Annotated in this window: 28 protein-coding genes and 1 tRNA gene; 16 read left to right on the top strand and 13 right to left on the bottom strand. The window is 62.3% G+C overall.

The genetic code is table 11. The features are described 5' to 3' along the window. Positions 1 to 2 precede the first annotated feature (2 nt). Positions 3 to 88: transfer RNA gene (locus LB555_RS03365), tRNA-Leu, on the bottom strand. A gap of 283 nt (positions 89 to 371) precedes the next feature. After that, positions 372 to 1,034: an outer membrane protein gene (locus tag LB555_RS03360; RefSeq protein ID WP_224682275.1), complete on the bottom strand. Its 663-nt coding sequence runs from the start codon at positions 1,032 to 1,034 to the stop codon at positions 372 to 374. A gap of 187 nt (positions 1,035 to 1,221) precedes the next feature. On the opposite strand from LB555_RS03360, the gene LB555_RS03355 reads away from it, so the two are divergent. Continuing rightward, entirely contained in the window at positions 1,222 to 1,587 is a 366-nt protein-coding gene (locus LB555_RS03355) for a SecDF P1 head subdomain-containing protein (RefSeq protein ID WP_224682274.1), read from the top strand. Positions 1,588 to 1,682: 95 nt separating this feature from the next. Further along, positions 1,683 to 3,500 (top strand): adenine deaminase, encoded by a 1,818-nt coding sequence (gene ade / locus LB555_RS03350; protein WP_015318071.1) that lies wholly within the window; start codon positions 1,683 to 1,685, stop codon positions 3,498 to 3,500. Between the two features lie 24 nt (positions 3,501 to 3,524). Here ade and LB555_RS03345 read toward each other — a convergent pair whose 3' ends face one another. Both LB555_RS03345 and LB555_RS03340 read right to left on the bottom strand, forming a co-directional pair. Then, positions 3,525 to 4,685, bottom strand: coding sequence for an alpha/beta hydrolase (locus tag LB555_RS03345; RefSeq protein ID WP_224682273.1), 1,161 nt, complete (start codon positions 4,683 to 4,685; stop codon positions 3,525 to 3,527). Between the two features lie 143 nt (positions 4,686 to 4,828). Beyond that, entirely contained in the window at positions 4,829 to 5,902 is a 1,074-nt protein-coding gene (locus LB555_RS03340) for an alpha/beta hydrolase (protein WP_224682272.1), read from the bottom strand. Between the two features lie 397 nt (positions 5,903 to 6,299). Here LB555_RS03340 and ilvA point away from each other — a divergent pair, with 397 nt between their 5' ends. Together ilvA and LB555_RS03330 are read left to right on the top strand one after the other, a co-directional pair. Continuing rightward, entirely contained in the window at positions 6,300 to 7,556 is a 1,257-nt protein-coding gene (gene ilvA, locus LB555_RS03335; protein WP_224682271.1) for a threonine ammonia-lyase IlvA, read from the top strand. Next, entirely contained in the window at positions 7,553 to 8,107 is a 555-nt protein-coding gene (locus LB555_RS03330; RefSeq protein ID WP_023773109.1) for a DUF1697 domain-containing protein, read from the top strand. The genes ilvA and LB555_RS03330 overlap by 4 nt, the downstream gene beginning before the upstream one ends. A 47-nt stretch (positions 8,108 to 8,154) precedes the next feature. Here the strand turns inward: LB555_RS03330 and LB555_RS03325 are convergent, their stop codons facing one another. Together LB555_RS03325 and gloA are read right to left on the bottom strand one after the other, a co-directional pair. Then, a complete protein-coding gene (locus LB555_RS03325) occupies positions 8,155 to 8,448 on the bottom strand; it encodes a DUF2218 domain-containing protein (protein WP_224682270.1) in 294 nt (97 codons plus the stop codon). Positions 8,449 to 8,575: 127 nt separating this feature from the next. Next, positions 8,576 to 9,016 (bottom strand): lactoylglutathione lyase, encoded by a 441-nt coding sequence (gene gloA / locus LB555_RS03320; RefSeq protein ID WP_015318065.1) that lies wholly within the window; start codon positions 9,014 to 9,016, stop codon positions 8,576 to 8,578. A 217-nt stretch (positions 9,017 to 9,233) separates the two neighbouring features. On the opposite strand from gloA, the gene LB555_RS03315 reads away from it, so the two are divergent. The 3 genes from LB555_RS03315 to LB555_RS03305 are packed head-to-tail and all read left to right on the top strand — an operon-like array spanning position 9,234 to position 11,200. Then, a complete protein-coding gene (locus LB555_RS03315; protein ID WP_015318064.1) occupies positions 9,234 to 9,827 on the top strand; it encodes a cold-shock protein in 594 nt (197 codons plus the stop codon). 23 nt (positions 9,828 to 9,850) lie between these two features. Continuing rightward, positions 9,851 to 10,411 carry a DUF192 domain-containing protein gene (locus LB555_RS03310; RefSeq protein ID WP_140665546.1) on the top strand — a complete coding sequence of 187 codons (561 nt, stop codon included), beginning with the start codon at positions 9,851 to 9,853 and terminating at the stop codon, positions 10,409 to 10,411. A 21-nt stretch (positions 10,412 to 10,432) separates the two neighbouring features. After that, positions 10,433 to 11,200 carry an alpha/beta fold hydrolase gene (locus LB555_RS03305; protein WP_224682269.1) on the top strand — a complete coding sequence of 256 codons (768 nt, stop codon included), beginning with the start codon at positions 10,433 to 10,435 and terminating at the stop codon, positions 11,198 to 11,200. A gap of 50 nt (positions 11,201 to 11,250) precedes the next feature. Here LB555_RS03305 and LB555_RS03300 read toward each other — a convergent pair whose 3' ends face one another. Continuing rightward, entirely contained in the window at positions 11,251 to 11,847 is a 597-nt protein-coding gene (locus tag LB555_RS03300) for a hypothetical protein (RefSeq protein ID WP_015318061.1), read from the bottom strand. 133 nt (positions 11,848 to 11,980) lie between these two features. Here LB555_RS03300 and cysE point away from each other — a divergent pair, with 133 nt between their 5' ends. Both cysE and LB555_RS03290 read left to right on the top strand, forming a co-directional pair. Beyond that, on the top strand, positions 11,981 to 12,829 hold the full coding sequence (gene cysE, locus LB555_RS03295; protein WP_015318060.1) for a serine O-acetyltransferase: 849 nt from the start codon (positions 11,981 to 11,983) through the stop codon (positions 12,827 to 12,829). A gap of 139 nt (positions 12,830 to 12,968) precedes the next feature. After that, the gene (locus LB555_RS03290) at positions 12,969 to 13,172 is read left to right on the top strand and encodes a DUF3126 family protein (RefSeq protein ID WP_006200852.1); all 204 of its coding nucleotides are present in this window, start codon (positions 12,969 to 12,971) and stop codon (positions 13,170 to 13,172) included. A 52-nt stretch (positions 13,173 to 13,224) separates the two neighbouring features. Here LB555_RS03290 and LB555_RS03285 read toward each other — a convergent pair whose 3' ends face one another. Next, complete coding sequence (locus tag LB555_RS03285) at positions 13,225 to 13,956, bottom strand: hypothetical protein (RefSeq protein WP_015318059.1); 732 nt, start codon at positions 13,954 to 13,956, stop codon at positions 13,225 to 13,227. A 147-nt stretch (positions 13,957 to 14,103) separates the two neighbouring features. Between LB555_RS03285 and LB555_RS03280 the strand changes: the two genes are divergently transcribed. Together LB555_RS03280 and LB555_RS03275 are read left to right on the top strand one after the other, a co-directional pair. Then, on the top strand, positions 14,104 to 14,430 hold the full coding sequence (locus LB555_RS03280) for a DUF6949 family protein (RefSeq protein ID WP_041163463.1): 327 nt from the start codon (positions 14,104 to 14,106) through the stop codon (positions 14,428 to 14,430). Positions 14,431 to 14,449: 19 nt separating this feature from the next. Next, positions 14,450 to 14,977: a gamma carbonic anhydrase family protein gene (locus LB555_RS03275; RefSeq protein ID WP_015318057.1), complete on the top strand. Its 528-nt coding sequence runs from the start codon at positions 14,450 to 14,452 to the stop codon at positions 14,975 to 14,977. A gap of 36 nt (positions 14,978 to 15,013) precedes the next feature. Here LB555_RS03275 and LB555_RS03270 read toward each other — a convergent pair whose 3' ends face one another. The 4 genes from LB555_RS03270 to LB555_RS03255 all read right to left on the bottom strand — a co-directional run bounded on the left by LB555_RS03270 (position 15,014) and on the right by LB555_RS03255 (position 18,061). After that, a complete protein-coding gene (locus LB555_RS03270) occupies positions 15,014 to 15,496 on the bottom strand; it encodes an ankyrin repeat domain-containing protein (RefSeq protein WP_224682268.1) in 483 nt (160 codons plus the stop codon). Between the two features lie 302 nt (positions 15,497 to 15,798). Continuing rightward, positions 15,799 to 16,407, bottom strand: a complete 609-nt coding sequence (locus tag LB555_RS03265) for a transglutaminase-like cysteine peptidase (RefSeq protein ID WP_224682267.1) — start codon at positions 16,405 to 16,407, stop codon at positions 15,799 to 15,801. A gap of 284 nt (positions 16,408 to 16,691) precedes the next feature. Beyond that, the gene (locus tag LB555_RS03260) at positions 16,692 to 17,309 is read right to left on the bottom strand and encodes a PilZ domain-containing protein (protein WP_015318053.1); all 618 of its coding nucleotides are present in this window, start codon (positions 17,307 to 17,309) and stop codon (positions 16,692 to 16,694) included. Positions 17,310 to 17,428: 119 nt separating this feature from the next. Then, positions 17,429 to 18,061 carry a PAS domain-containing protein gene (locus LB555_RS03255; RefSeq protein WP_015318052.1) on the bottom strand — a complete coding sequence of 211 codons (633 nt, stop codon included), beginning with the start codon at positions 18,059 to 18,061 and terminating at the stop codon, positions 17,429 to 17,431. 459 nt (positions 18,062 to 18,520) lie between these two features. Between LB555_RS03255 and LB555_RS03250 the strand changes: the two genes are divergently transcribed. Both LB555_RS03250 and LB555_RS03245 read left to right on the top strand, forming a co-directional pair. Continuing rightward, positions 18,521 to 19,276, top strand: a complete 756-nt coding sequence (locus LB555_RS03250) for a rhomboid family intramembrane serine protease (protein WP_140616934.1) — start codon at positions 18,521 to 18,523, stop codon at positions 19,274 to 19,276. 87 nt (positions 19,277 to 19,363) lie between these two features. Further along, positions 19,364 to 19,795, top strand: coding sequence for a CBS domain-containing protein (locus tag LB555_RS03245; protein ID WP_015318050.1), 432 nt, complete (start codon positions 19,364 to 19,366; stop codon positions 19,793 to 19,795). A gap of 44 nt (positions 19,796 to 19,839) precedes the next feature. Here the strand turns inward: LB555_RS03245 and LB555_RS03240 are convergent, their stop codons facing one another. Then, positions 19,840 to 20,097: a YjhX family toxin gene (locus LB555_RS03240; protein WP_224682266.1), complete on the bottom strand. Its 258-nt coding sequence runs from the start codon at positions 20,095 to 20,097 to the stop codon at positions 19,840 to 19,842. A gap of 268 nt (positions 20,098 to 20,365) precedes the next feature. Between LB555_RS03240 and gatB the strand changes: the two genes are divergently transcribed. The 3 genes from gatB (at position 20,366) to LB555_RS03225 (ending at position 23,211) form a co-directional block, all read left to right on the top strand. Next, positions 20,366 to 21,865 (top strand): Asp-tRNA(Asn)/Glu-tRNA(Gln) amidotransferase subunit GatB, encoded by a 1,500-nt coding sequence (gatB, locus tag LB555_RS03235; protein WP_224599684.1) that lies wholly within the window; start codon positions 20,366 to 20,368, stop codon positions 21,863 to 21,865. A 4-nt stretch (positions 21,866 to 21,869) separates the two neighbouring features. Beyond that, a complete protein-coding gene (locus LB555_RS03230; RefSeq protein WP_224599682.1) occupies positions 21,870 to 22,364 on the top strand; it encodes a GNAT family N-acetyltransferase in 495 nt (164 codons plus the stop codon). Positions 22,365 to 22,512: 148 nt separating this feature from the next. Beyond that, positions 22,513 to 23,211, top strand: a complete 699-nt coding sequence (locus LB555_RS03225; RefSeq protein WP_140616931.1) for an AIM24 family protein — start codon at positions 22,513 to 22,515, stop codon at positions 23,209 to 23,211. The last annotated feature ends 6 nt before the right edge of the window (positions 23,212 to 23,217 follow it).

Raw genomic sequence — 23,217 nt, 5'->3', positions numbered from 1 at the left:
TCTGGTGCGGACGACGGGAATCGAACCCGTACGATCAGAGATCGAGGGATTTTAAGTCCCTTGCGTCTACCAATTCCGCCACGTCCGCAGGCACGTCCTTTTCAGATGCCAGACACAGCCCGTCAAGTCGTGTTCTGCGGTGGCCGAACGCGCACCCAGAGGAGGTGGCATAACGATACTGGCGCGATCGCGGAATTATGCGCGCCGCGGGCATCGGTAAATATCTGCGTGGCGGATTTGATCCGCCTAGGCCGGCGCCTCTCAGGCCAACCCATCCCCCCGCCCACTTGGGGGCGCCGGCCGCCCCCTTTCCAGCAAGTAGCCGCCGCCGTTGTAAACCTGGGCCGTAAACGTCACGCGTGGAACTGCGTTCAGAATTTGTAGCTGAGATTGATGCCGACCGTGTTCAGTTTCACGCTCTGATCGCGGTCGTTGAAGGGGGCTGGCGCCTCGTGGTTCTCTGAGCCGAAGTCGTAGTAGCGATATTGCGCGCCGACGACGAACTTGTCTGTCAGCGCGTAGTCGACGCCTGCGCCCACGGTCCAGCCGACATTTGTGCCCGTGTTGTCGAACCCTGGCCCCGAGGTCTGCGACGTCTCGATGCCGGCAAAGGCAATGCCGCCGATGCCATAGACCAGCAGGCGGTCCATGGCGAAGCCGGCCTTGGCGTTGACCGACCCGAACCACTTGATGTCGGTGCCGAACGTGTCTCCCAGGCCCGATTGCGCCGTGCCGTCGACCGAGGAATAGTTGAGGTCCGCCTCGGCGCCCAGCACTGCCTGATCAAACTGCCAGAGGCCGGCGACATGGCCGCCGACGAACCCGCCGCCGACGTCCGGCGTGATGGAAAACGGCGCGCCTTCCGTCGTGGTGATCTCGGAGCGGCCCCAGCCATATCCTGCCTGCAGGCCCGCATAGTAGCCGGTCCAGTCGAAGCCAGGCGCGGTCATCGGCACATCGACTGTCGCGTCGGCAGCAAATGCCGGCAAGGACAGGGCAAGAAGACCGGCACTTGCGACCATCAGGCGATGCATCGAACTCCCCGAGAAGAGTCATAGATCCCAGGTCGGAGCCTAACCTGATTTTCGGCAAAACGGAATCGGATTTCTGCAAACGCGGTTAGCGTCCTCGCGGGTCTCAAGGAGTCGGCGGGTAGCGCCCTGCCGCGATTGCGGTGGCGCGCGCCTCGTGCGAAACACCGCCATCGTGAGAGGATCCTTCATGCGCATCTTGTTCCGCTTGGTCGCGGCCGTCGCGGCGGTGGTGCTGGTCGGTCAGGCCGCAGTGGCCGAACCACTGACGCTCATCATTGCCAAGGCCGTCGCCGTTCCCGATTCAGTTTCGGGGCAGGCCAAGCTCAGCCTGAAGCTCACTCCCGACAGCGGCAAAGCCTTTGCCAGGTTTACGGGGGCAAATGTCGGCAAGATTGTCGATCTCAGCATCGACGGCGCCGTGGTGACGTCGCCGCGCATCGTGGAGCCGATACGCGGCGGCGAAATCATGGTCAGCGGCACGTTCAAGGGCGGCGAGGTCGAGCGTATCGCCGAGCGGATTTCAGCCGGCGACGCCAAGGTCAAGTTGACGTGAAACCGGAGTAATCCGGCAATCTCCAGGCAAATCCATTCTTCCTCGCTGGCCAAAACGCCGTCGGCTTGGCACAGTCGGACAAACAGGAGTCTTTGATGATCAGGAAGCCGCCCGTCCGCGCGACAAAACCCAAACCGTGGACCGAAATGGCGACCGATCTGGTCGATGTCGCGATGGGCCGCAAACCCGCCGATCTGGTCATCCGCAACGGGCGCTGGGTGAACGTCCATTCGGGCGAGATCATCGCCGGCACCGACATCGCCATATCGGGCGGCCGCTTCGCCTATTGCGGGCCGAATGCCAGCCACACGATCGGGCAGGGCACCAAGGTGGCCGACGCCGGCGGCCGCTACCTCGTGCCCGGCCTTTGTGATGCCCACATGCATGTCGAGAGCAGCATGGTCACAGTCACCGAATTCTGCCGCGCCGTCATCCCGCACGGCACCACCTCGATGTTCATCGATCCGCATGAGATCGCCAATGTGCTGGGCCTGCCAGGCGTGCGGCTGATGCATGACGAGGCGGTGGCGATGCCCATCAACGTGCATGTGCAGATGCCGTCCTGCGTGCCGTCGGCACCGGGGCTGGAGCATGCCGGCGCCGAGCTGACGGTCGCCGATGTCGCGGAAGCAATGACCTGGGAAAACATCATCGGGCTCGGCGAAGTGATGAATTTCCCCGGCGTCGCCGCCAACGATCCCGTCATGTCGGGCGAGATCGCCGCCACGGTTCAGGCTGGCAAGACGGTTGGCGGCCACTATGCCTCGCGTGACCTTGGCTTGCCGTTCCATGGCTACGTCGCCGGTGGCCCAGAGGACGACCACGAAGGCACGCGGGCCGAGGATGCCATCGCGCGCGTGCGCCAGGGCATGAAGGCGATGCTGCGGCTGGGCTCGGCATGGTACGACGTTGCCTCTCAGATCAAGGCGGTGACGGAGAGCGGCATTGATCCGCGCAATTTCATCCTCTGCACCGACGACAGCCACTCCGGCACTCTTGTCCAGGACGGCCACATGGACCGGGTGGTGCGCCACGCCATCCAGCAGGGGCTGAAGCCGGTGACCGCGATCCAGATGGCAACGCTCAACACCGCTCAGCATTTCAAACTGGAACGCGAGATCGGTTCGATCGCGCCGGGGCGGTTGGCCGACCTGCTGGTCGTCTCCGATCTCGCCGCAATGAGCATCGACGAGGTCTATGCGCGCGGCGTCAGGCTGGCCAAGGGCGGCAAGCTGGACATCGATATCCCGGCCTATGATTATCCGAAGACGGCGAAGAACACCGTCAAGTTGGGCAAGAAACTGAAGGCCGGCGATTTCGATATCGCGGCACCCAAGGGCGCCAACGAGGTGCGGGTGCGGGTGATCGGCGTCATCGAGAACCAGGCACCGACGCGGGCCCTGGAGGCCGATCTGCCGGTCGAGGACGGGCTGGTCGCGATGGACCGCCGCAACGACGTCTGTCAGATCGCGTTGGTCGAACGGCACAGGGGCACGGGTGGCGTCACCAATGCCTTCGTCTCCGGTTTCGGTTACATGGCCGACTGCGCCATGGCCTCCAGCGTCGCCCATGACGCCCATCACATCATCTGCGTTGGCACCAACAAGCAGGACATGGCGCTGGCCGTGAACCGACTGGGCGAAGTCGGCGGCGGGGTCGTGCTGTTCTCCAGGGGCAAGGAACTGGCGCTGGTCGAAATGCCGATCGCCGGACTGATGTCGGACGAGCGGGCCGAGATCGTCGCCGCCAAGGCCGAGAAACTGACCGAGGCGATGCGCAAGATGGGTTGTTCCCTGAACAATGCCTACATGCAGCACTCGCTGCTGGCGCTGGTGGTCATTCCCGAGCTCAGGATTTCCGACGTCGGCCTGATCGACGTGACGACGTTCCAGAAGGTCGATCTGTTCGTCTGAGACCAGCCGTCCGCTCGTGGCTGCTCACCCGCCGGTGGCGATGGTCAGCACCTTGAACGGCGTCGTGATGATGACTTCTGCGGCGGAGCCGACGACCTTTCCCAGGCCCTGACCGATATTGGCGAGCTGTGCCGGGTTCTCGTCCGCGGCGAGCCCGGCCGGCGTGCGCAGCCGGTCGCCCAGCAATTGCACCAGGAACGGGTTGTCGGCGAATTTCGCGTGGTTGAGGCCGCCGTCACCGCCTTTCGTTTTGGTCAGATCGACCACCGACACGCCATAGGAGGCGAGATCGGCGGCATCGCCATAGTCGCCGACGCGCGGTTTGTCGCCGGAGATGAACGAGGACAATTTGAGCGCCCGGTCGTCGCCCGAAAGCAGCACGGCGAACGGCTTGTTGGGTTTGCCATAACGGATCATCTGCTTCTTGAACACGTCGACATCGATGTCCGGTGAGGCAAGGATGACATAACCCAGTTTGCCGCCGAGATCGCGGTCGCCGGTGATGGCAAGTTGGCGCAGCGCCTCCATCGTCAGCCAGGTTCCCATCGAATGGGCGATGATGTCGATGCTCTTGACGCGCGTCTTGGCGAGCATCCTGAGCGTTGCCTCGAGATCGTCACGGGCGGCGGTGGAACTGTCCTTGTCGTAGATGTAGCCCGTCGTCTTGGCGCTCGATGCCCATGAGAACAGCACCGGAGTGCCCGGATATTTGGTGTCGTGGGCGATCTGCGTCAGCCGGTAGATGCCATCGTCGAAACCATTGTTGAAGCCATGCACGAAAACCAGCGCCCGGTCGCCGCGCATGGCGATGTCGGAGCCGACCGCCTTGGCGAATTGCGGCGCGCCTTCGTAGAAGGTGACGTCCGTGGCCGCAAAATCCTTGGCCGGATTGCTGTTGGCGGAACCCTTGGCGCGCTCGATGTTGCCGACCTGATGGCTCTTCGGAACCGTGACATCGACCCGCGCGAAACTGGTGGTCAGGGAACGGTCGCCGTCGAAGACCTGTCGCGTGTCCTTCACCGCTTTCTGGCGGGTGGTGGCGACAAATATCTCATGGGTGGCCGCAATATCGGATGCTGGTACGGTGACCGTCGTCTTGTTGAGCAGATCATGCGTATTTCCGGCGCAGCCAGCGACCAGCAGCGCGAACGCGACGACACCGAAACTCTTCAAGCCCAAGGCCACGCGTCGGCTCCCGCACAGGGGGACGTCAAACGCATGACGTCGCTCGATACTCCGATAAGGCCAGAGGCGGGCGCGGTCCAGTTCAAAGTGAGCCGATCGTTCGGCGATGCTGAACAGGCACGGCGAAATCCGCTGCGCCGCATCTACCGCCCAAGCAGGCTGATGCGGTCGGTCACGTCCCGGTCGCTGGCGAAACCATCGTCCTCGCGCAGCCGCTGGCCGATCATCTTCACCAGTGCCGGATTGTCGGCGAATTTCGTGTGGTTGAAGCTGTCGCTGCCCTTGACCTTGGAGAGATCGACGACCGTCACGCCATAGGAGGCAAGGTCCGCGGCATCCTTGTAGTCGCCGACGCGTGGGCGCGAGCCGGCGATCAGGCCGGACAATCTCAGCGCGCGATCGTCATCAGACAACAGCAGGATGAACGGCTTGTCGGGCTTGCCATAGCGGCGCATCTGGCTCTTGAACACATCGACGTCGATGTCGGGAGAGGCGAGCACCACGTCGCCGAGCTTGCCGCCGAGGTCGCGGTCACCGGTGATGGCGAGCTGGCGCAGTGTCTCCATCGTCACCCAGGTTCCCATCGAATGGGCGACGATGTCGATGCGCCGCGCGCCGCTCTGCGCCAGCATGCGCAACGTCACTTCGAGCTGGTCGCGGGCGGCACTGGCACTTTCCTTGTCATAGACATAGTCGGTGGTCTTGGCTCCCGAGGCCCACGAGAACAGCACCGGCGTTCCCGGATAGCCGGAATCGTGGACGATCTGGGTCAAGCGGTAGACGGCGTCGTCGAAGCCGGTGTTGTAGCCGTGGACGAAGACCATGACGCGGCCGCCGCGTGCCGCTATGTCGGCGCTGAGCGCGCTGGCGAATTTCGGCTGCGTGTCGTAGCCGACGACTTCGGAAGCCATGAAATACTTGGCGGGATCGTTCGATTTGCCGCGCGAGCGCCGCTCGATCTGCCCGGTCTGGTGGAGACCGGGAACGGTGACGTTGACGCGGGCGTAGTTCAGCGTCGCCGAGCGTTCGCCGTCGAAAACCTTGTTTGGATCGTCGGAGGCCTTGCGGGTCGTGGCAATGAAGATCGAGTGGTTGCCCGCGATTTCCGTCACCGGCGCGGACATGACCGCGCTGCCGAGCAGTTCCTCGGTTTTGCGGCCGCCGCAGCCCGCCACCAGCAGCGCAAGCGCAAGAATGCAAATCGTCTTCAAATGCACGTCAAAAAATCCACTCGAGCCCAAAAAGGGCCAATCCACCCTCCGCGATATCTCCCCAGCAGGCGAAGTGCGGCGGAAGTAAGTCGTGTCCAGCCAAAATGCGGTCGGCGCCGCGCGACCGCCGGCGCAGTGTTGCGCGAAAGCCAAAGCGGGCAGCAAGGCCGCAAGGTCGCACAAGACAAGCACCTGCAACTGGCCGGATGTCGAACTTCCGCGTCCACCAATGCGCGGCTCAGCGCGACGAAGAGGCATGAACAAACGTCCCCAAGTGCTTGCTAGCATTTCGGGAAGGCGCCGTTGCGGGCACGGGCTCGACCGGGCAATGGTCTTGCGGGGCCGGATGTGTAATAGGGTTCTCCTCTAACTCGCCCGCAGGCGATCCCGGGATGATCTTGCCATGACCAGCTTTTCCTCGCGCGTCGCCACCGCCGCCTCCGCGATCCGCCAGATCTTCCCGGAAACGCCGCTGCAGGAAAATGACTATCTGTCGAAGAAGACCGGCGCGCGGGTGCTGCTGAAGCGCGAGGATTTGAGCCCCGTGCGCTCCTACAAGATCCGTGGCGCCTTCAACTTCTTCCGCAGGGCGCTTGGCGAAGGCAACCAGGCCGAGCTGTTTGTCTGTGCGTCCGCCGGCAACCACGCGCAGGGCTTCGCCTTCGTCTGCCGCCATTTCGGCAAGAAGGGCGTGGTGTTCATGCCGGTGACGACGCCGCAGCAGAAGATCGACAAGACCAGGCTGTTTGGCGGCGATTTCGTCGAGATCAGGCTGGTCGGCGATTTCTTCGACGACTGCTACCGCGCCGCCTTCGAATTCACCGAAAGATCCGGTGCCCACATGGTGCCGCCCTTCGATCACAAGGATATCATCGAGGGCCAGGCGACGGTCGCCTACGAGATCGCGGACCAGATGCCGGGCGGGCGCATGCCCGACATCGTCATGCTGCCGGTGGGTGGCGGCGGGCTCGCCGCCGGGGTGACGCACTATTTCGCCGATCAGGGCCGCGAGGCGCGTTTCGTCTTCTGCGAGCCGGCCGGCGCGCCGAGCCTGCGTGAGAGCCTCGCCGCGGGAAAACGGCTGAAGCTCGCCAAGGTCGACAACTTCGTCGACGGCGCGGCGGTTGCCGAGATCGGCCGCGAACCTTTGCGCTATCTCAAGGAGTTTGCCGCCGACAGCGTGCGGCTCATCCCGGAAAACCGGCTCTGCGCGACCATGATCGAGATGCTCAACATCGAAGGTGTGGTCCTGGAGCCCGCCGGCGCGCTGGCGATCGACGCGCTGAAGGATTTTTCCAGGAAGGAGATCAGGGGCAAGACCATCGTCGCCGTGGTGTCTGGGGGCAATTTCGATTTCGAGCGGCTGCCGGACGTCAAGGAAAGGGCGCTGCGCTTCGAGGGCCTGAAGAAATATTTCATCATCCGTTTTCCGCAGCGGCCGGGCGCGCTGCGCGACTTCCTCGACATGCTGGGTCCCGACGACGACATCGCCCGCTTCGAATATCTGAAGAAGTCGGCGCGCAATTTCGGCTCGGTGCTGATCGGCATCGAAACCAAGGATCGGCGCAATTTCGATCTCCTTGAGGCAAATTTCGAGGCCGAGGGCGTCCAGTATCAGGACATCACCGAAAACGAGACATTGGCCGGGTTCATCATATGAGCGGAAAGATCTTCATCGCCCTGTTTTCCGGCATCAATGTCGGCGGCAACCGCATCGTCAAGATGGCGGAGTTGCGGGCCTTCTTCGAGGATCTCGGCTTTTCCGATGTCGCCACCTATGTGCAGAGCGGCAATGTCGTGTTCCGGGCCGACAAGGGTGATGCGGCCGCGCTGACCAAACGGATCGAGGCGGCCTTCGAGACAAAATGGGGTTTCCATTCGCGCATCATGGTGCGCGATTTCGAATGGTTCGAAAGGCTGGTGCGCGAAAATCCATATCCGGAAGCGGCCGCCGACCACACAAAGCTCCACGCCTATGCGCTGGAGCGAGAGCCGACCGCCGACGAGGTGGCGCGGTTGGCGGAAAAGTGCACTGGTCCCGAGCGTTTCGAGGTCAAGGGCGACGTGCTCTACCTCAGCGCGCCGGACGGGCTCGGCAAATCGGTGTTCGCCAACCTCATTCCGCGCACGTTGAAAGTGCCGGGCACGGCACGCAATTGGCGTTCGGTGCTGGCGCTGCTGGAGATGGCGGGCAAGTCCGGCAGCGATTGATCCATGCGTCTCGCCGGAAATGCGCGGCGGCGACACGCATGAACGAACTATGCCGCGTCGGCGCGTTTCCAGTCGAAGGCCAGTTCTTCGCGGAACGCAAAGCGCTTGATGTGGTCGGCAACGACGCTTTCGAGGCGCTCGATCGAAGCGGGCTCGTCGGTCGATACCGTGATGTGCAGCGCTGCCCCGTCGGCGTCCATGACCGTACGGCCGAGTGAAAGGTCGATGATGCCGTGGTTGGGGTCGAACTCGACGGGAAACTTGTGCGCCCAATGCTTGCACAGCTGTTGCAGATAGCGGCTTGCATGGGCCGTGGCGACATTGGCATGGCTTGTCGGCATGAAGGTTCTCCGAAGCTCAATCTCATACGAGGCGCCGCTCTTCCGGGCAGGCGCCATGGCTGCATAGATAGGCACAACCTCGCCAAACACCATCGAGTGGCCGCCGGCCACTCGAAAAGGTGATCGATTACCAGCTTCCGGTATTCGCCATCGATGCCCACGGCTCGGCCTTGGCCTTCGCTGGGCCTTTTTGCAGAAGCTCGATGGAGATGCCGTCAGGCGACTTGATGAAAGCCATGTTGCCGTCGCGCGGCGGCCGGTTGATGGTGACGCCATTGTCCATCAGATGCTGGCAAGTGGCGTAGATATCGTCGACCTCATAGGCGAGGTGACCGAAGTTGCGCCCGCCCTTGTAGTCTTCCGGATCCCAATTGTAGGTGAGTTCGACCAGCGGCGCCTTCTCGTTGATGCCGCTCTGCTCGTCTTCCGAAGCGGCCAGGAAGATCAGCGTGAAGCGGCCCTGCTCGTTTTCATAGCGGCGAACTTCCTTCAGGCCGAGCTTGTTGCAGTAGAAATCGAGTGAGGCATCGACATCGGCGACGCGGACCATGGTGTGCAGATAGCGCATGTGTTTTCCTCGATCTGTTGGGTTGCGGCGCAACATAGGGTCGGCCCGGTCAAAGGGCAATCGTGAGGCGGCAAGCGGTGCCGGCAAAGAACAAATCCGGTATTCCCGCAATGAACCGTGAAAAAAGGCACGTCAGGTCTTGCACACACCGGAAGCCGCGGTGTTAATCTGGTGTCAAGAATCAGTTGCGGTGTTCTTGAATAAAGGGGGCATTCTTATGGGGGAAAAGGCCTCTTTGACGGGGCGGGCCAATACCCTTGGCGACGCTTTGTCTCACGACGAAGGCGGCGATGCCGACCTGGCCGAGATTGCCGGCGCCATCAAATGGTTCGATGTGGCCAAGGGCTATGGCTTTATCCTTCCCGATGACGGTGTTTCGGGCGATATCCTCCTCCATGTGACTTGCCTTCGACGGGACGGCTTCCAGACTGCCCTGGAAGGCGCGCGCGTGGTCTGCCTTGTCAAGCAGGGTGAGCGCGGGCTGCAGGCGTTCCGTGTGCTTTCCATGGATGTCACCACCGCCGTCCATCCCGCGGAAATGCAGGAACAGCGCACCCACGTCTCGGTGACTCCGGAGAGCGGGCTCGAACGCGCTTTGGTCAAATGGTTCAACCGCACCAAGGGGTTTGGTTTTCTGACGCGCGGCGAGGGCACCGAGGACATTTTCGTCCATATGGAAACCTTGCGGCGCTACGGCATCACCGAGCTTCGGCCAGGGCAGGTCGTGCTTGTCCGTTTCGGCCGCGGTGACAAAGGCCTTATGGCCGCCGAAATTCACCCCGATATGGGCACCTTGCCGGTCTCGCATTAGGGCGATCCGGCCGAGGATTTCATATGACACACAGGAACGGGCTGACGGCGGGCGTGATGTGCGCTGTGGCTGCCGTCATGGTCGCCGCCGCCGCATTCTTCTATTTCCAGGTACCCAGCGCGGCCGATGGCCGGGCCATGATCCTTCCCGTCGATCCCGCGCCGCTGGTTGTGGCGACGAAAAGCGGAGATCGCTCGTTTTCCATTGAAGTCGCCGACACCGACGCGGAGCGGGAGGCCGGGCTGATGTATCGCCAGGAGATGGCGGACGACCATGGCATGCTGTTCGTTTTTCCGATCCAGCAACAGGTCGGCTTCTGGATGAAGAACACGCCGATGCCGCTTGACCTGATCTTTATTGGTCAGGACGGCAAGATCCGGGCTGTCAAACAGGGCGTACCGCAGTCCGAGGCCGTCATTTCACCTGGCGTACCCGTGCGTTTCGTACTTGAACTCAAGGCCGGCACGGCCGCCAGGAACGGCATCGAATATGGCAATCTGTTGAGCCATCCGGCCATCGGCACGGTCTCCGGTCCGAGCTCGCCGCCGGCGGACAAGGGCGATGCGCCAAGTGGCGGCGGCTGAATGCCGATGGTGGTGTAGCCGATGCAGTTTTTCTCTCATGACGGGTTCGATCTAGCCTTCCTCGACCGCCAGCCGGCATCTGGCGAGGGCGATCCGGTGCTCATGATCCACGGCTTTGCATCGAGCCATTATGTCAACTGGGTGTCGCCCGGCTGGTTCAAGACGCTCAACGATGCCGGCTACCGCGCCATTGCCTTCGACAATCGCGGCCACGGCTCGTCATCCAAGAGCTATGAGGAGGCCGACTATACACCGGCGAAAATGGCTTCGGACGCGGCAGCCCTGCTCGGTCATCTCGGCATCGAGCGCGCCCATGTCATGGGTTATTCGATGGGCGCGCGCATCGCGGCCTTCCTGGCACTGTCCGACCCGGACAAGGTGGCGACGCTGGTTTTTGGTGGCCTCGGCATCGGCATGATCGATGGAGTAGGCGATTGGGATCCGATCGCGGCCGCCCTTCTGGCCGAGGATCCGGCCGCGACCACCCATCCGCGCGGTCGCTCTTTTCGCGCCTTCGCCGACCAGACCCGCAGCGACCGCCGGGCGCTTGCCGCCTGCATCGTCACCTCACGGGAACTGCTTGATGAGCAGGATATTGCCCGCGTCGCCCAGCCGACGCTGATCGCGGTCGGTACCACCGACGACATTGGCGGATCGCCGGACGAGCTTGCGGCGCTGATGCCGAACGCCAGGGCCTTCCACATCGAGGGCAGGGACCATATGCTGGCCGTCGGGGACAAGACCTTCAAGCAGCGCGTGCTGGAGTTTTACGCCGAAAATCCGCTCTGAGGCTCCGGCGTTTGGGGGACGAGCGTCTCGGGTCGCGAAAATGATCTAAATCAGGTCAAGGCCTGCAGCGACCGTGCCATGTTCCGCCTTGCCTGCGGCTCGAAGCGCTGCCGGAACTCCTGCGTGTGAAAAATATGCGGGCGGGCAAGGAAGCCTTTCAGCACCGCACCGCGCCCGGCACGCCACATAGGCTCTTCCACCCAGCCATATTCGCGGCGAACCGCGCGTTCATAGGCGTCGAATGCATCCGGTGCGGCACCCAGGATCGAAAGATCCATGTCGAGGAACAAGCTGGCGTCGCGCGTCGCCGCAACGTCGTCGAACAGCGGCACCTGGTGCGTGGCGGTGGCGAGGATCATTGCGCTGACGTGGCTCAGCCGCCCGGCATCGATGCGGCCGGCGAGCTTTTGCTCGGCAAGGGCGGCACTTTGCGCCTCATTGTCCTTGGCCCTGCTGTCGTAAACGGCGTCGTGGAACCAGATCGCCGCTTCGACGGCCTCCGGGTCGTCCAGAAGCGTTCGATAGTCGCCGGCCAGACCCAGCATCGCTTCGATATGGGCGAGGTTGTGATAGGGGCGATCGCCGGCCTTGTAGAGGACCGAAAGCTCGGTTTTAAGGGCATCGTCGATCAAGGGTTCGTTTTCCATGGCTGCTTGAATTCCCGCGAACCAAATCCATTTGACACAGCACTAAGGAAAATTGAGTTCAATCATGCTATGAACTGGCTTATATGTGCGGCCAGATGGCAGGCAGACTAGCAGGACGCAGGACGAGACGTCGATGAACAGCATCAGCATTTCCCGCCAAAGCGCATTGCAGCCGGTCGACCCGATCTGGCGTTCGATCCGCGACGAAGCGATGGAAGCGGTCAACCGCGATCCCTTGCTGGCCGCGTTCCTCTATTCCACGATCCTCAACCAGGAGAGTCTGGAAGAGGCTGTCATCCATAGGATCGCGGAGCGGCTTGCCCATCAGGATATCGGCTCCGATCTCATCCGCCAGACCTTCAAGTCGATGCTCGCCGACGACAAGGACTGGCCGACCACGGTGCGCGTCGACATACAGGCTTACTATGACCGCGACCCGGCTTGCGACCGGTTCATCATGCCGGTGCTCTATTTCAAGGGCTTTCATGCCATCCAGACCCACCGGCTGGCGCATTGGCTGTGGAACCACGGCCGCAAGGATTTCGCGCTTTACCTGCAGAGCCGTTCGTCCGCGGTCTTCCAGACCGACATCAATCCGGCCGCGCGCATCGGCAAGGGCATCTTCATCGATCACGCCACCGGCCTCGTCGTCGGCGAGACGGCGGTTATCGAGGACGACGTGTCGATCCTGCATGGCGTGACGCTGGGCGGCACCGGCAAGGCCGGTGGCGACCGCCATCCCAAGATCCGCCACGGCGTGCTGATTGGCGCCGGCGCCAAGATTCTCGGTAACATCGAGATCGGCCATTGCTCCAAGATTGCCGCCGGATCGGTGGTGCTGTCGCCTGTGCCGCACAACAAGACGGTAGCCGGCGTACCGGCCCGCGTGGTTGGCGAGACCGGCTGCGACCAGCCTTCGCGCCAGATGGACCAGCTTCTGCCGTCGCAGAAGATGGACCATGTCATCAGTTTCGATATCTGATTTGCCGGCAGTTGCCCCGGATGAATGCCCGGCAGCGCTGCCGCTTCCGGTGCAATAAGGCCGGCTTGCCTTTACATCGCCATTGTCGACGTGCCAGAAGCGCCGTTCAAACGAGCAAGCCGATGATCGGAGAAGACTGTTGAAGCCGGACGAAATCAGAAAGCTGGACGCCTATTTCAAGCGCGTCTTCCAGAACCCCAAGCTTGAGGTCAAGGCACGGCCGCGCAAGGAAGATTCGGCCGAGGTCTATGTCGGTGACGAATTCCTCGGCATCGTCTTCAAGGACGAGGACGACGGCGACTACAATTTCTCGATGGCGATCCTGGACATCGACCTGGCCTGAGCCCGCAATGCCACGGCAGGCCGCATCGAGCGCGGCCGGCCTCTTTAGCCTGTCAATGTCCGGTCTTGAGGATTCGCCTCGCCTTGGCCGTGATTGCCAGGTCGAGCGTCTGCCAATCGCCAAGGAATTCCCTTGGGAAGCGATAGGTAAGGCTGAGATCGTCCCCGACATGGATGTCCCGCTCGCAGGGCGCCAGCGATTCGCCGGCGCTCGGCCCGCTGAGGCAGCGGGCCACGAAAGGGTCGGTGCCCGCGCGCTTGCCGACGACCAGCACCTCGTTCAGGTAGCCTGATTTCTCATTGAACCCGTAGACCGTCGTGCCGCCGGGGCCTGGTATGCCGGGCTGGATGATGAGCGCGCTGTAGATCGGCCCGAACCGGCCGCTCATGTCGCGCGACATCATCTGCTGCTCGAAGGACAGGAAAATGATGTTCCTGTTGGCTCCGGCGTGATTGAAATCATCGCGCGACGCCTCGCTGTAGCCGTCCATCTGGGGATAGCGCATATAAAGGTCGAGGCGCGTGGCGACGCCGTCGCGCCGGGCCTGCTCGAACCGGATGAAATTGGCCGGCACGGTTATGACGTTGTTGCCGATCACCACTTCGCGCACGGTCGCGTCGTCGGTGTAGCCGGCCATGGCAATGGAACGGCCGAACCATTTGCCGCCAAGGCTGATGGCTATCGACAGCAAGGCCAGAGCCGCGAACGCGTAGAACACCCGCTTCATCAGCATGGAATCGACCACGGTCAGTTTCGGGCCGTCGGCGATCGCTGCCTGCTTCATCTCGGTCCTCGTTCCACCGCCAAACGGCCATCCGGGTGTCCGCGGTCCAAGTGTCCCTTGACGGCACACTTCGCACGGCACGGCCCTTGCAGACTTCCTGAAACGACTGTGCGATTTCATGGTAAATGGAGGGTTAATGTGGCCCAGATGGAACTCTTGCTGTTCGCCTTTATCGTCGGCTTGACGGTTTGCGGTCTGGCGGGCTCGACAATGGAGCTGGTATCGGGTCGCAAGGTCGCCTTCACCGAACCCTATGTATCGCCTGCCCATGTGCTGCGCTCGCTGGCTGTGACCGCGGGCGCCGGGCCGTTCATGCTGGTCAACGATGCGCTTGACGCGAGGCGCGCGAACCGCATCTCGACAGTGGCGCTCCTGTCATGCGGCTGCACCGCTATTGCCTGGTCGCTGGCGCTGGGCATCGTCGTGCTGGCCATTGCTTCCTGGGCTGTCGGTCTCCTAGGGTTTCCAGGCTGAGGCGAATCGGAGACCGACAATGCCGCTTTATGCGATCGATGGAACGGAGCCGAGCTTCGCCGACGCGGACTCGAACTGGATCGCGCCCGATGCGACGCTGATCGGCGACATCAGGATCGGCCGCAATGCCGGCTTCTGGTTCGGCGCCGTCATCAGGGGTGACAACGAGCCCATCGTCATCGGCGCCGACACCAATGTGCAGGAACATACCGTCATGCACACCGATCCCGGCTTTCCGCTGACCGTCGGCGAGGGCTGTACGATCGGCCATCGCGCCATGCTGCATGGCTGCACGATTGGTGACAACAGCCTGATCGGCATGGGCGCCATCGTGCTCAACGGCGCCAGGATCGGCAAGAATTCACTCGTCGGCGCCGGCGCTCTGGTCACCGAAGGCAAGGAATTTCCGGACAATTCGCTGATCGTCGGCTCGCCCGCCAAGGCGATCCGGGTGCTGGACGACGCGGCGGTCGAGCGGCTGCGGGCCTCGGCCGCGCACTACGTCGCCAACGCCAGGCGCTTCAAGCTCGGGTTGAAGAAGGTCTGAGGTCTCGGCCGGCATGCCGTCGGCCACCGGCGCCTATTAATCCCGGCTGCCGGTTGAGCGCTCCGCAAGGGCTGCCCGCAGCAGCGACGCGCCCACCTCGAACCCTGCAATCTCTGCTTCTTCCAGCGCTGTCGTGCAGTGGTCGATGCGAGTCCTCAAAGAGGGATCCGCGCCGGCGGCAAGAAGCAGGCGGATCGCCTCGGCGTCTCGCATGGCCACGGCGTGATGGAGCGGCGTCCAGTCGTTGACACCTCGCATGTCCGCATCGGCGCCGTGATCGATGAGGATGCGGATGATGTCGAGCTTGTCCGCGCGCTCGGTGGACAGCGCCGCGATGATCGATGGAAATCCGGCATGATCGTCGTAGTTTGGGCTCGACCCGGCGTCGAGCAGCGCCACGACGAAGGCAAGCGGGCTCCAGTAGATCGCGTATTCGAGCGGATGGCCAAGGCCGAGCTCAAACGGCATGCGCTCGTCAAACCAGCGGGGCGAACGACCCAGGGCGGTGCCGAGGGCCACGAAGTCGCCAGCCTTGAAGGCATCGTCGATCGCCCTGAACAGACGATGGCGTTCGCATCGATCTTCCGGAATTTCCTGCATCGGCTGCGGTCCAGAAGGCGGAGTTGCCGACTGATAATATCTCGATCTTCCGCCTGTGGAAATTTATACCACAATGTACTGATGTCTTCCCAGAAATGGCGGAGCCGGCCCGGGGACGGGGCCGGCTCCTTTGACCCGGTCGTTGGGGACGGGGAGGGTGGGGACTCGACCGGGTTTCTCGTTAAGCGCGTCGTGCAACGCGCCTGATCTCATTGGCGTCCTCAGCGGACGCTGGCGACCGCGTCGGAACGGCCGTCGTTGATCGTCACCCAAACGCCGGAATTCTCCGTCGATTGACGCTTGAGATAGGTGTAGTCGGTATCCGTCCAGGACAGCACCTTGGTTTCAAGATTGTCGAGGACGAACTCGCCGAGGCTGGTGCGCACGGTCAGCACCGCGTGGCCGTCGCCATTCGGCTGGCGCGCAACCGTCATCAAGAGGTCGCCGGCCGGCACGCCCGCATCCATCAACTCGCGGCGCTTTTCCAGCGCGTAGTCCTCGCAATCGCCATAGCCATTGTCCGGGTAGGCCCAGTATTCCTCGGCACCGTAGTTTTCCATGTCGGTGCGCGGCTTGATGCGGGTGTTGACCGAATTGTTGATGCTCACGATCGTCGCCCAGAGCTTGCGGCTCAGGTCGACAGGCGCCCCCTTGGCGGTCTTCTCGTTGCATTCGCCGGGGATGCGTTGGCAGAATTCATAGTGGCCAACAGGCTGCGTCGTGCGTCCGCCGGTATGCATATAGGCCGGTCCCGCGGCATATGCTGATCCCCAGGCGGAAAGCTGCATCGCCATTGCCATCAGCAATAGCTTGCCCCTCGTTTTTTTCATTGTTCAGTCTCCCCGTTCGAAGGAGACAGTGCCACATCTGGATTTATTCGACGCAAAGGTCCGAAGTAGATTTTAAGTAAAACGTCTATAGAATAAACATAAAATTTGAATCATTTTAGTATTGAGTTGGTTGGATTGCTGCGCTGGGGTTTCGGCAAGTTCGGCCTCCGGCGGACCATTTTCCGACTATGGCGACCTGCCATCCAAGACCTATCGATCGCCGCACCCCGAAATCGAAAAAGCCGGCCGCGAGGCCGGCTTGACGGGCATGCTTTGCGGCCCGATCAGGCGCGCGGCGTGTTGAATTCGGAATCGAGCGTTTCGGGGCGCTGGATGACGGCGAATTCGATGGCGACGCCATCTTCGAAATGCCGGACGATCTGACCCCGCATCGTGCCGAGCATGACCTGGACGCCGATCGCCGGTTTCACGTCGATCTCGATCGCGGCGCCCGACAGCGACAGATCGATGATCCGGCACTGATACTGGCGGCCGTCGGTGAGCTGCAGCACGCTCGTCGGGTTGCGGGGCGAGACGCGCTCGTGGCGGCGGTCTTCCGGCAGGTCGAGTTCGTGCTTGTTGGCAAGCCATGTCAACTGCGCGGCGAGTTTGTCCTTCTTGCGGTCGGACGCGATCACCGTCATTGCGAAGCCATCCGGCAGCGTGCGTGTCAGCACACCCTCGATGCGGCCGATATGGTCGATATAGGCGATGACTTTCTCGCCGGGCATGCCGATGCGGTCGGTGCGAAGCGCCACGTTGCCGGGCGACATGTCCACGACCTGGCATGGGTGCTCGGTGCGGTCCTCCAGCATGAATCGTCCGTAGATCTTGACCCGGACGCGCTGAAAGTTACGCCTTTCAGCTTGGGACGGCGCGTAGTCGACCGCCGCTGACCTCATGACTGCCTACACCCCGTTTGGCATTCCCGCGCGTGGATGCGAGGAACTTCAGCAGAGAACTACAACAAATCGGGTTAACAAAGGGGAAAAACGAGCCTGCAAGACCATGCGATCGTCAACTATTCGTCCCGCCCGCCGTCGAAAACGACGAGATGGCGGATGCGGCGGGCACGGCCGAGCGCGGAGATCGTTTCAGGCGCCTCGATCTCGTCGGGAACGAGCGAGGGAACGTTGATCGCCGGACGGCTGTTCAGCAGTTCCTTCTCCGGGTCGATGACGCGGATGGAATCGATCAAGGCGTCGGTGATCGGATCCGCGCCCAGCCAGAACGGCTTCTCCACGGCGCTGATCACGCCGAGGCAGCGTGGATTTTCGATGCCGCCGTCGAGCGGCAAGGCGAGCAATTCGAACTTGTTGGAGCGGCCGTTGCGGCTGAAGCCCTCGAAAATGATCAGCACGACCGATTTCTGCTCGAAAACCCCGTGAATGAGCCGCGAAACCAGCCTCTGATCCTTCTCCCGCCACAGCGACGGGAAGGAGAATCCCTTGAGTTCGCGGCCGTAGGAGGCGCAGAGCCTGGTGCCGGCCAAGCGAAATACAGGCTGCCCACGCGTGTCCTTTTCGAGGATGAACGTGTCGGCCAGCAGCGACTTGATATCGGCCGGCTCGACTTCCGATCGCTTCGGAGCGGGGCGTCCGTCACGCAGGCGGTTCCAATAGTGGAACAGCGTGATCGATCCGTTTTGGTTCATACTACAAAGCTCCGCGCATTCTGTCGTCTGATGTCCCATCGGTGAACAGAAGGGCGCCCTCCGATGACCTACATGCGTTGGGGAGCAGGAAGCGTGCCAGCGTCGTTAACACTTGTTCACGGGTCGGGGCTGTTAAGGTTAACAACTGGTTTACGTTGCGCCCTGGGCCGCCGCGTGGCACACCAAAACCACTCCAGAAGCGGTCGTTTCGCGACGATCGGCAGCACTTCAGTCAAGAGTTTTAGGGGAGCAGGGGCTCGACCGGCCGTTCAGGGGAAACCTTGGACGGCTTCTTTTTTGATTCGCCCCTTTTGATTCGGAGCGGGACGATTCGCCGTTTGCGGTTCCATCGGCGGTGATCTAGATGCTCGCCAGACCGAACCAGCCCAGTCGAACCAGCCCAGTCGAACCAGCCCAGTCGAACCAGCCCAGTCGAACCAGCATCGAGTGCGATTGCAGATGAGCGAACAGCAAAATCCGTCCGAGCCCGAACCGGCCGAGACCATGCCGCCACCGGTGCGTGAGCCGGTGTTCAATCTGCCGCCGATCGTGCTGGCGGTGATCGGCATCTGCGCGGTCGTCTACCTGCTGCAGCAATATGCGCTGAACGACGCCCAGCAGATGACGCTGCTCTATGACGGAGCTTTCATTCCCGTCCTCTATACCGGCCGGTACGGGTTCGACTGGTTTCTCTTCACGCGGCCTTTCACCTATGCCTTCATGCATGGCGGCTTTGCCCATATCGCCATCAACATGGTCTGGCTTGCCGCCTTCGGCTCGCCGCTGGCCAATCGGCTCGGCGCGCTTCGGTTCGCGTTGTTCTTTGCCGCCACGGGATTGGCTTCGGTGGCACTCTTCTGGGCGATGCATCCGTATGGAGAAGCGCCGCTGGTCGGCGCATCGGGCGCCATATCGGGCATGATGGGGGCTGCGGCGCGCTTTGGCTTCCGCACCGACCGCTCGGCCGGCAAGGCTGCTTTTGCCGGCCCGGTGCTGCCGGTCGGGGTCGTGCTGCGCTCGCGCGGCGTCGTCATCTTCCTGGCCATGTGGATGATCATCAATCTGGCCACCGGCCTTCTCGGCTTCGCGCCCGGCGTGGATGGCCAGGTCGCCTGGGAGGCCCATATCGGCGGCTTTGTCGCGGGCTTCTTCGGCCTGCGCTGGTTCGACTGGATATGGCAAGCGCCCGAATGGGAGACCTCCGACCGGGCTTGAAATGCAACCGATCACGGCGCACGATGTTCACTCTTATGTGAAAGCCGGTCAGGGCAGGAACCGGTTGGCAAAGTAGAGGAGGACGCCATGACGGTTAAGGCCATTCTCGAGCAAAAAGGCCATGACGTGTTGACGCTCGGGCCGAACGAAAAACTGAGCGAAGCCATCCGCATCCTTGCCGAGCACAGGATCGGCGCGCTGGTCATCACCAATGGCGATCGCAAGATCGTCGGCATCCTTTCGGAGCGCGATATCGTGCGCGTGGTAGCCAGGGAAGGCGGTGCCGCCCTCGATATAGCGGTGCGTTCGGCGATGACGCCGAAGGTGAAGATCTGCAACGAAAACCACACCGTCAACGAGGTGATGGAAATCATGACCAGGGGCCGCTTCCGCCATCTCCCGGTGGAAAAGGACGGCCTGCTCGATGGCATCGTATCCATCGGCGACGTGGTCAAGCGCCGCATCGAGGACGTCGAGCGCGAGGCCGAGGAAATCCGGGCCTACATCGCCACCGCCTGAGCGGTCGGCAACTACCGGCCGGGTGCCGGCCGGCGGCACCAAGGCTACCTGTTGTCGAGTTCGGAGCGAACGAGTTCGAGCCCGCGCTTCGTGATGCGGTAGGGCCCGCCGCCGGACGACGAAACCGCCTTCTTGCGTTTCAATTTTCGAAACAGGTCGGGATCGACGCCGGGGTAATGCCAGCCGTCGCGGGTCAGGCATTTGACCGAGGCGATCCGTTTCTTGTCGTTCCTTTCGATTTCAATGCGTCCGCCCTGCGCGAGCAGGTGCAGGATGCGCTGTTCAATGCGCGAAATATCCATGTGAAGAGTTCCCGGAAAACGAAAAATACCGCCGCCGCGAAGCTTCGCGGCACGGGGTTTCAGGTTTTCTGCCCTGCCTCGCTACGAGGTCAGGGCCTCACCGGGACTGAGCGTAAGTGGACATCCACTCTCCATTGAGACGAACGGATACAGGCGAAAGCGGTCGAAGAGGCCAGCCCACGGCTTTGCGCCCCCGGCTTTGCGCTTGTCTCTTTTGGCGGTTTGCACTAGCGAAGTTGCATTAATGCACTTCAGTCCGTAGGCCACAATGAGCATCATCGACACTCGCACCCCTGACGCAAAACGCCTGATATCCGGCGCCACCGGCGACTGGGAGATCATCATCGGCCTCGAGGTGCACGCACAGGTCATCTCGGAAGCAAAGCTGTTCTCCGGCGCTTCGACCGCGTTCGGTGCCGCGCCCAATGCCAATGTCAGCCTTGTCGATGCGGCGATGCCAGGCATGCTGCCCGTCATCAACGAGGAATGCGTCAAGCAGGCGATCCGCACCGGCCTGGGGTTGAAGGCGCAGATCAACCACAAGTCGGTCTTCGACCGGAAGAATTATTTCTATCCGGACCTGCCGCAGGGCTACCAGATCTCGCAGTTCAAGCAGCCGATCGTCGGCGAGGGCACGGTCATCGTCTCGGTCGGCCCCGACCGCCAGGGCGAGTTCGAGGACATCGAGGTTGGCATCGAGCGCCTGCACCTGGAGCAGGATGCCGGCAAGTCGATCCACGACCAGCACCCGACCATGTCCTATGTCGACCTCAACCGCTCCGGCGTGGCGCTGATGGAGATCGTGTCGAAACCCGACATGCGCTCCGGCGATGAGGCCAAGGCCTATGTGACCAAGCTGCGGACCATCATGCGCTATCTCGGCACCTGCGACGGCAACATGGACGAAGGCTCGTTGCGCGCCGACGTCAATGTCTCGGTACGCCGGCCAGGTGGCGAATTCGGCACCCGCTGCGAGATCAAGAACATGAACTCGATCCGCTTCATCGGCCAGGCCATCGACTACGAGGCGCGCCGGCAGATCGCCATCATCGAGGATGGCGGCAGGATCGACCAGGAAACGCGGCTGTTCGACGCCGTAAAGGGCGAGACGCGCTCGATGCGCTCCAAGGAAGAGGCGCACGACTATCGCTACTTCCCCGATCCCGACCTTCTGCCGCTGGAATTCGACCAGGCCTATGTCGATACGCTGGCCAAGGAATTGCCGGAACTGCCCGACGACAAGAAGCTGCGGCTGATCTCCTCGCTCGGCCTCTCGACCTACGACGCCGCGATCCTGGTGTCGGAAAAGCCGATCGCCGATTATTTCGAGAAGGTGGCGGCCCGTCGCGACGGCAAGCTCGCCGCCAACTGGGTCATCAACGATCTGCTGGGTGCTCTCAACAAGGCCGGCAAGGACATTGAATCCGCTCCGGTTTCGCCAGACCAGCTTGGCGCTGTCATCGATCTGATCAAGGAAGGCACCATCTCCGGCAAGATCGCCAAGGACCTGTTCGAGATCGTTTGGAACGAGGGTGGGGATCCGCGCCAGCTGGTGGAAAGCCGTGGCATGAAGCAGGTCACCGATACCGGGGCCATCGAGAAGGCGGTTGACGAGGTGATCGCGGCCAATCCCGACAAGGTCGAGCAGGCTCGCGCCAAGCCCACCATGGCCGGCTGGTTCGTCGGCCAGGTGATGAAGGCGACTGGCGGCAAGGCCAATCCGCAGGCCGTCAACGACCTCGTCAAGGGCAAGCTCGGTATCGAGTAAAAGCATGTTCGTTCGCACCGCCGGGGATCGCGACCTCGCAGCCGTCCGGGCGTTGCTGGTCGAGACCTGGCATGCGACGTATGACGCCATCTATGGCGCGGAGCGGGTCACCGAAATCACCAATGAATGGCACTCCATCGCCTCGTTGAAGGCCAGGCTGGCAAAGCCGAGCAGCGAGTTCCTCGTTGCCGATGACGGCAAGCGCATTGGCGGCATGGCGTTTGCCGAAGCCGTCGATGGCGGCGGCGTGGTCATGCTCAGGCAGCTCTATGTGCTTCCCTCGCTGCAGGGCCGCGGTATCGGCGGCATGCTCCTCGACGAGATCATCGAGAGTTTTCCGGAAGCTCACCGCATTCGGCTCGAAGTGGAAGAGAAGAACACCCGCGCCGTTGCCTTTTATCAGGCCAACGGCTTCGTCCAGATCGGCCGCACCGAGAATTGCGGCTCCGCCAGTTCTGCCATCCCGGCGCTGATCTATGAACGGGTACTTGCCGCCTGAGCACCGTGGCAGCGTGATCACCTTCGCGCGAGCGCGCGTCACGGGATCTGTTTTCGTTTGACGGCCCTGGTGTCCGGCACCAAAGCTGCCTAGGCCGACCCGTGTGAAGCCGGAATAAACCGACACAACGATGGCTTTGGGGGGAACCATGCCAAGTCTGCCGGAACTGATGCCGACCGAGGTGTCGGATGAAACCTTTGGTGGCGTCACCTATCACATAGCGGGCGAACTGGTGCCCGTGCTTTCCGTCGATGTGACGCGGATGCCTGTCTATTTCGAGCACCACATCCTGCTGTGGAAGAATTCCACAATCACCATCGGCCTGAAATCGCTGAAGGGCGCGCTGAAGCGCATGATGGCCGGCATGCAAATCTTCGTCACCGAGGCGTCGGGGGCGGGCATCATCGCCTTCAGCCGTGATGGGCCGGGTCACATCGTACCGATTCACCTGCGGCGAGGCGAGGAGATACAGGTCCGCGAGCACCAGTTTCTGGCCGCCACCGGCAATGTCGACTACACGTTCGAGCGTGTACGCGGCCTGGCGACGATGCTGTTCGGCCAGAGCGGCTTCTTCATCGACCGGTTTCGCGGCGATACCGGTGACGGCATCGTCTGGCTGCACGGCTATGGCAACGTTTTTGAAAAGACGCTCGCTCCGGGCGAGATCATAGACATCGAGCCCGGCGGCTGGCTGTTCAAGGATGCCTCTGTCAGGATGGAGACCAAGATCGACCGGCTGTCGAGCGGCTTCTTCGGTGCCAACTTGAATTTCATCGTCAATCGGTTCACCGGGCCGGGCAGGGTCGGCATACAGTCGATGTACCTGCATATGCCGACCGAGGAGTAGGCTGGG

Origin of the sequence: Mesorhizobium sp. BR-1-1-10, from assembly GCF_020165595.1 — a bacterium.
GTDB lineage: Bacteria > Pseudomonadota > Alphaproteobacteria > Rhizobiales > Rhizobiaceae > Mesorhizobium > Mesorhizobium australicum.
Note: the sequence above shows the minus strand (reverse complement) of the source record. Positions and strands in the feature narration are given on the sequence as shown.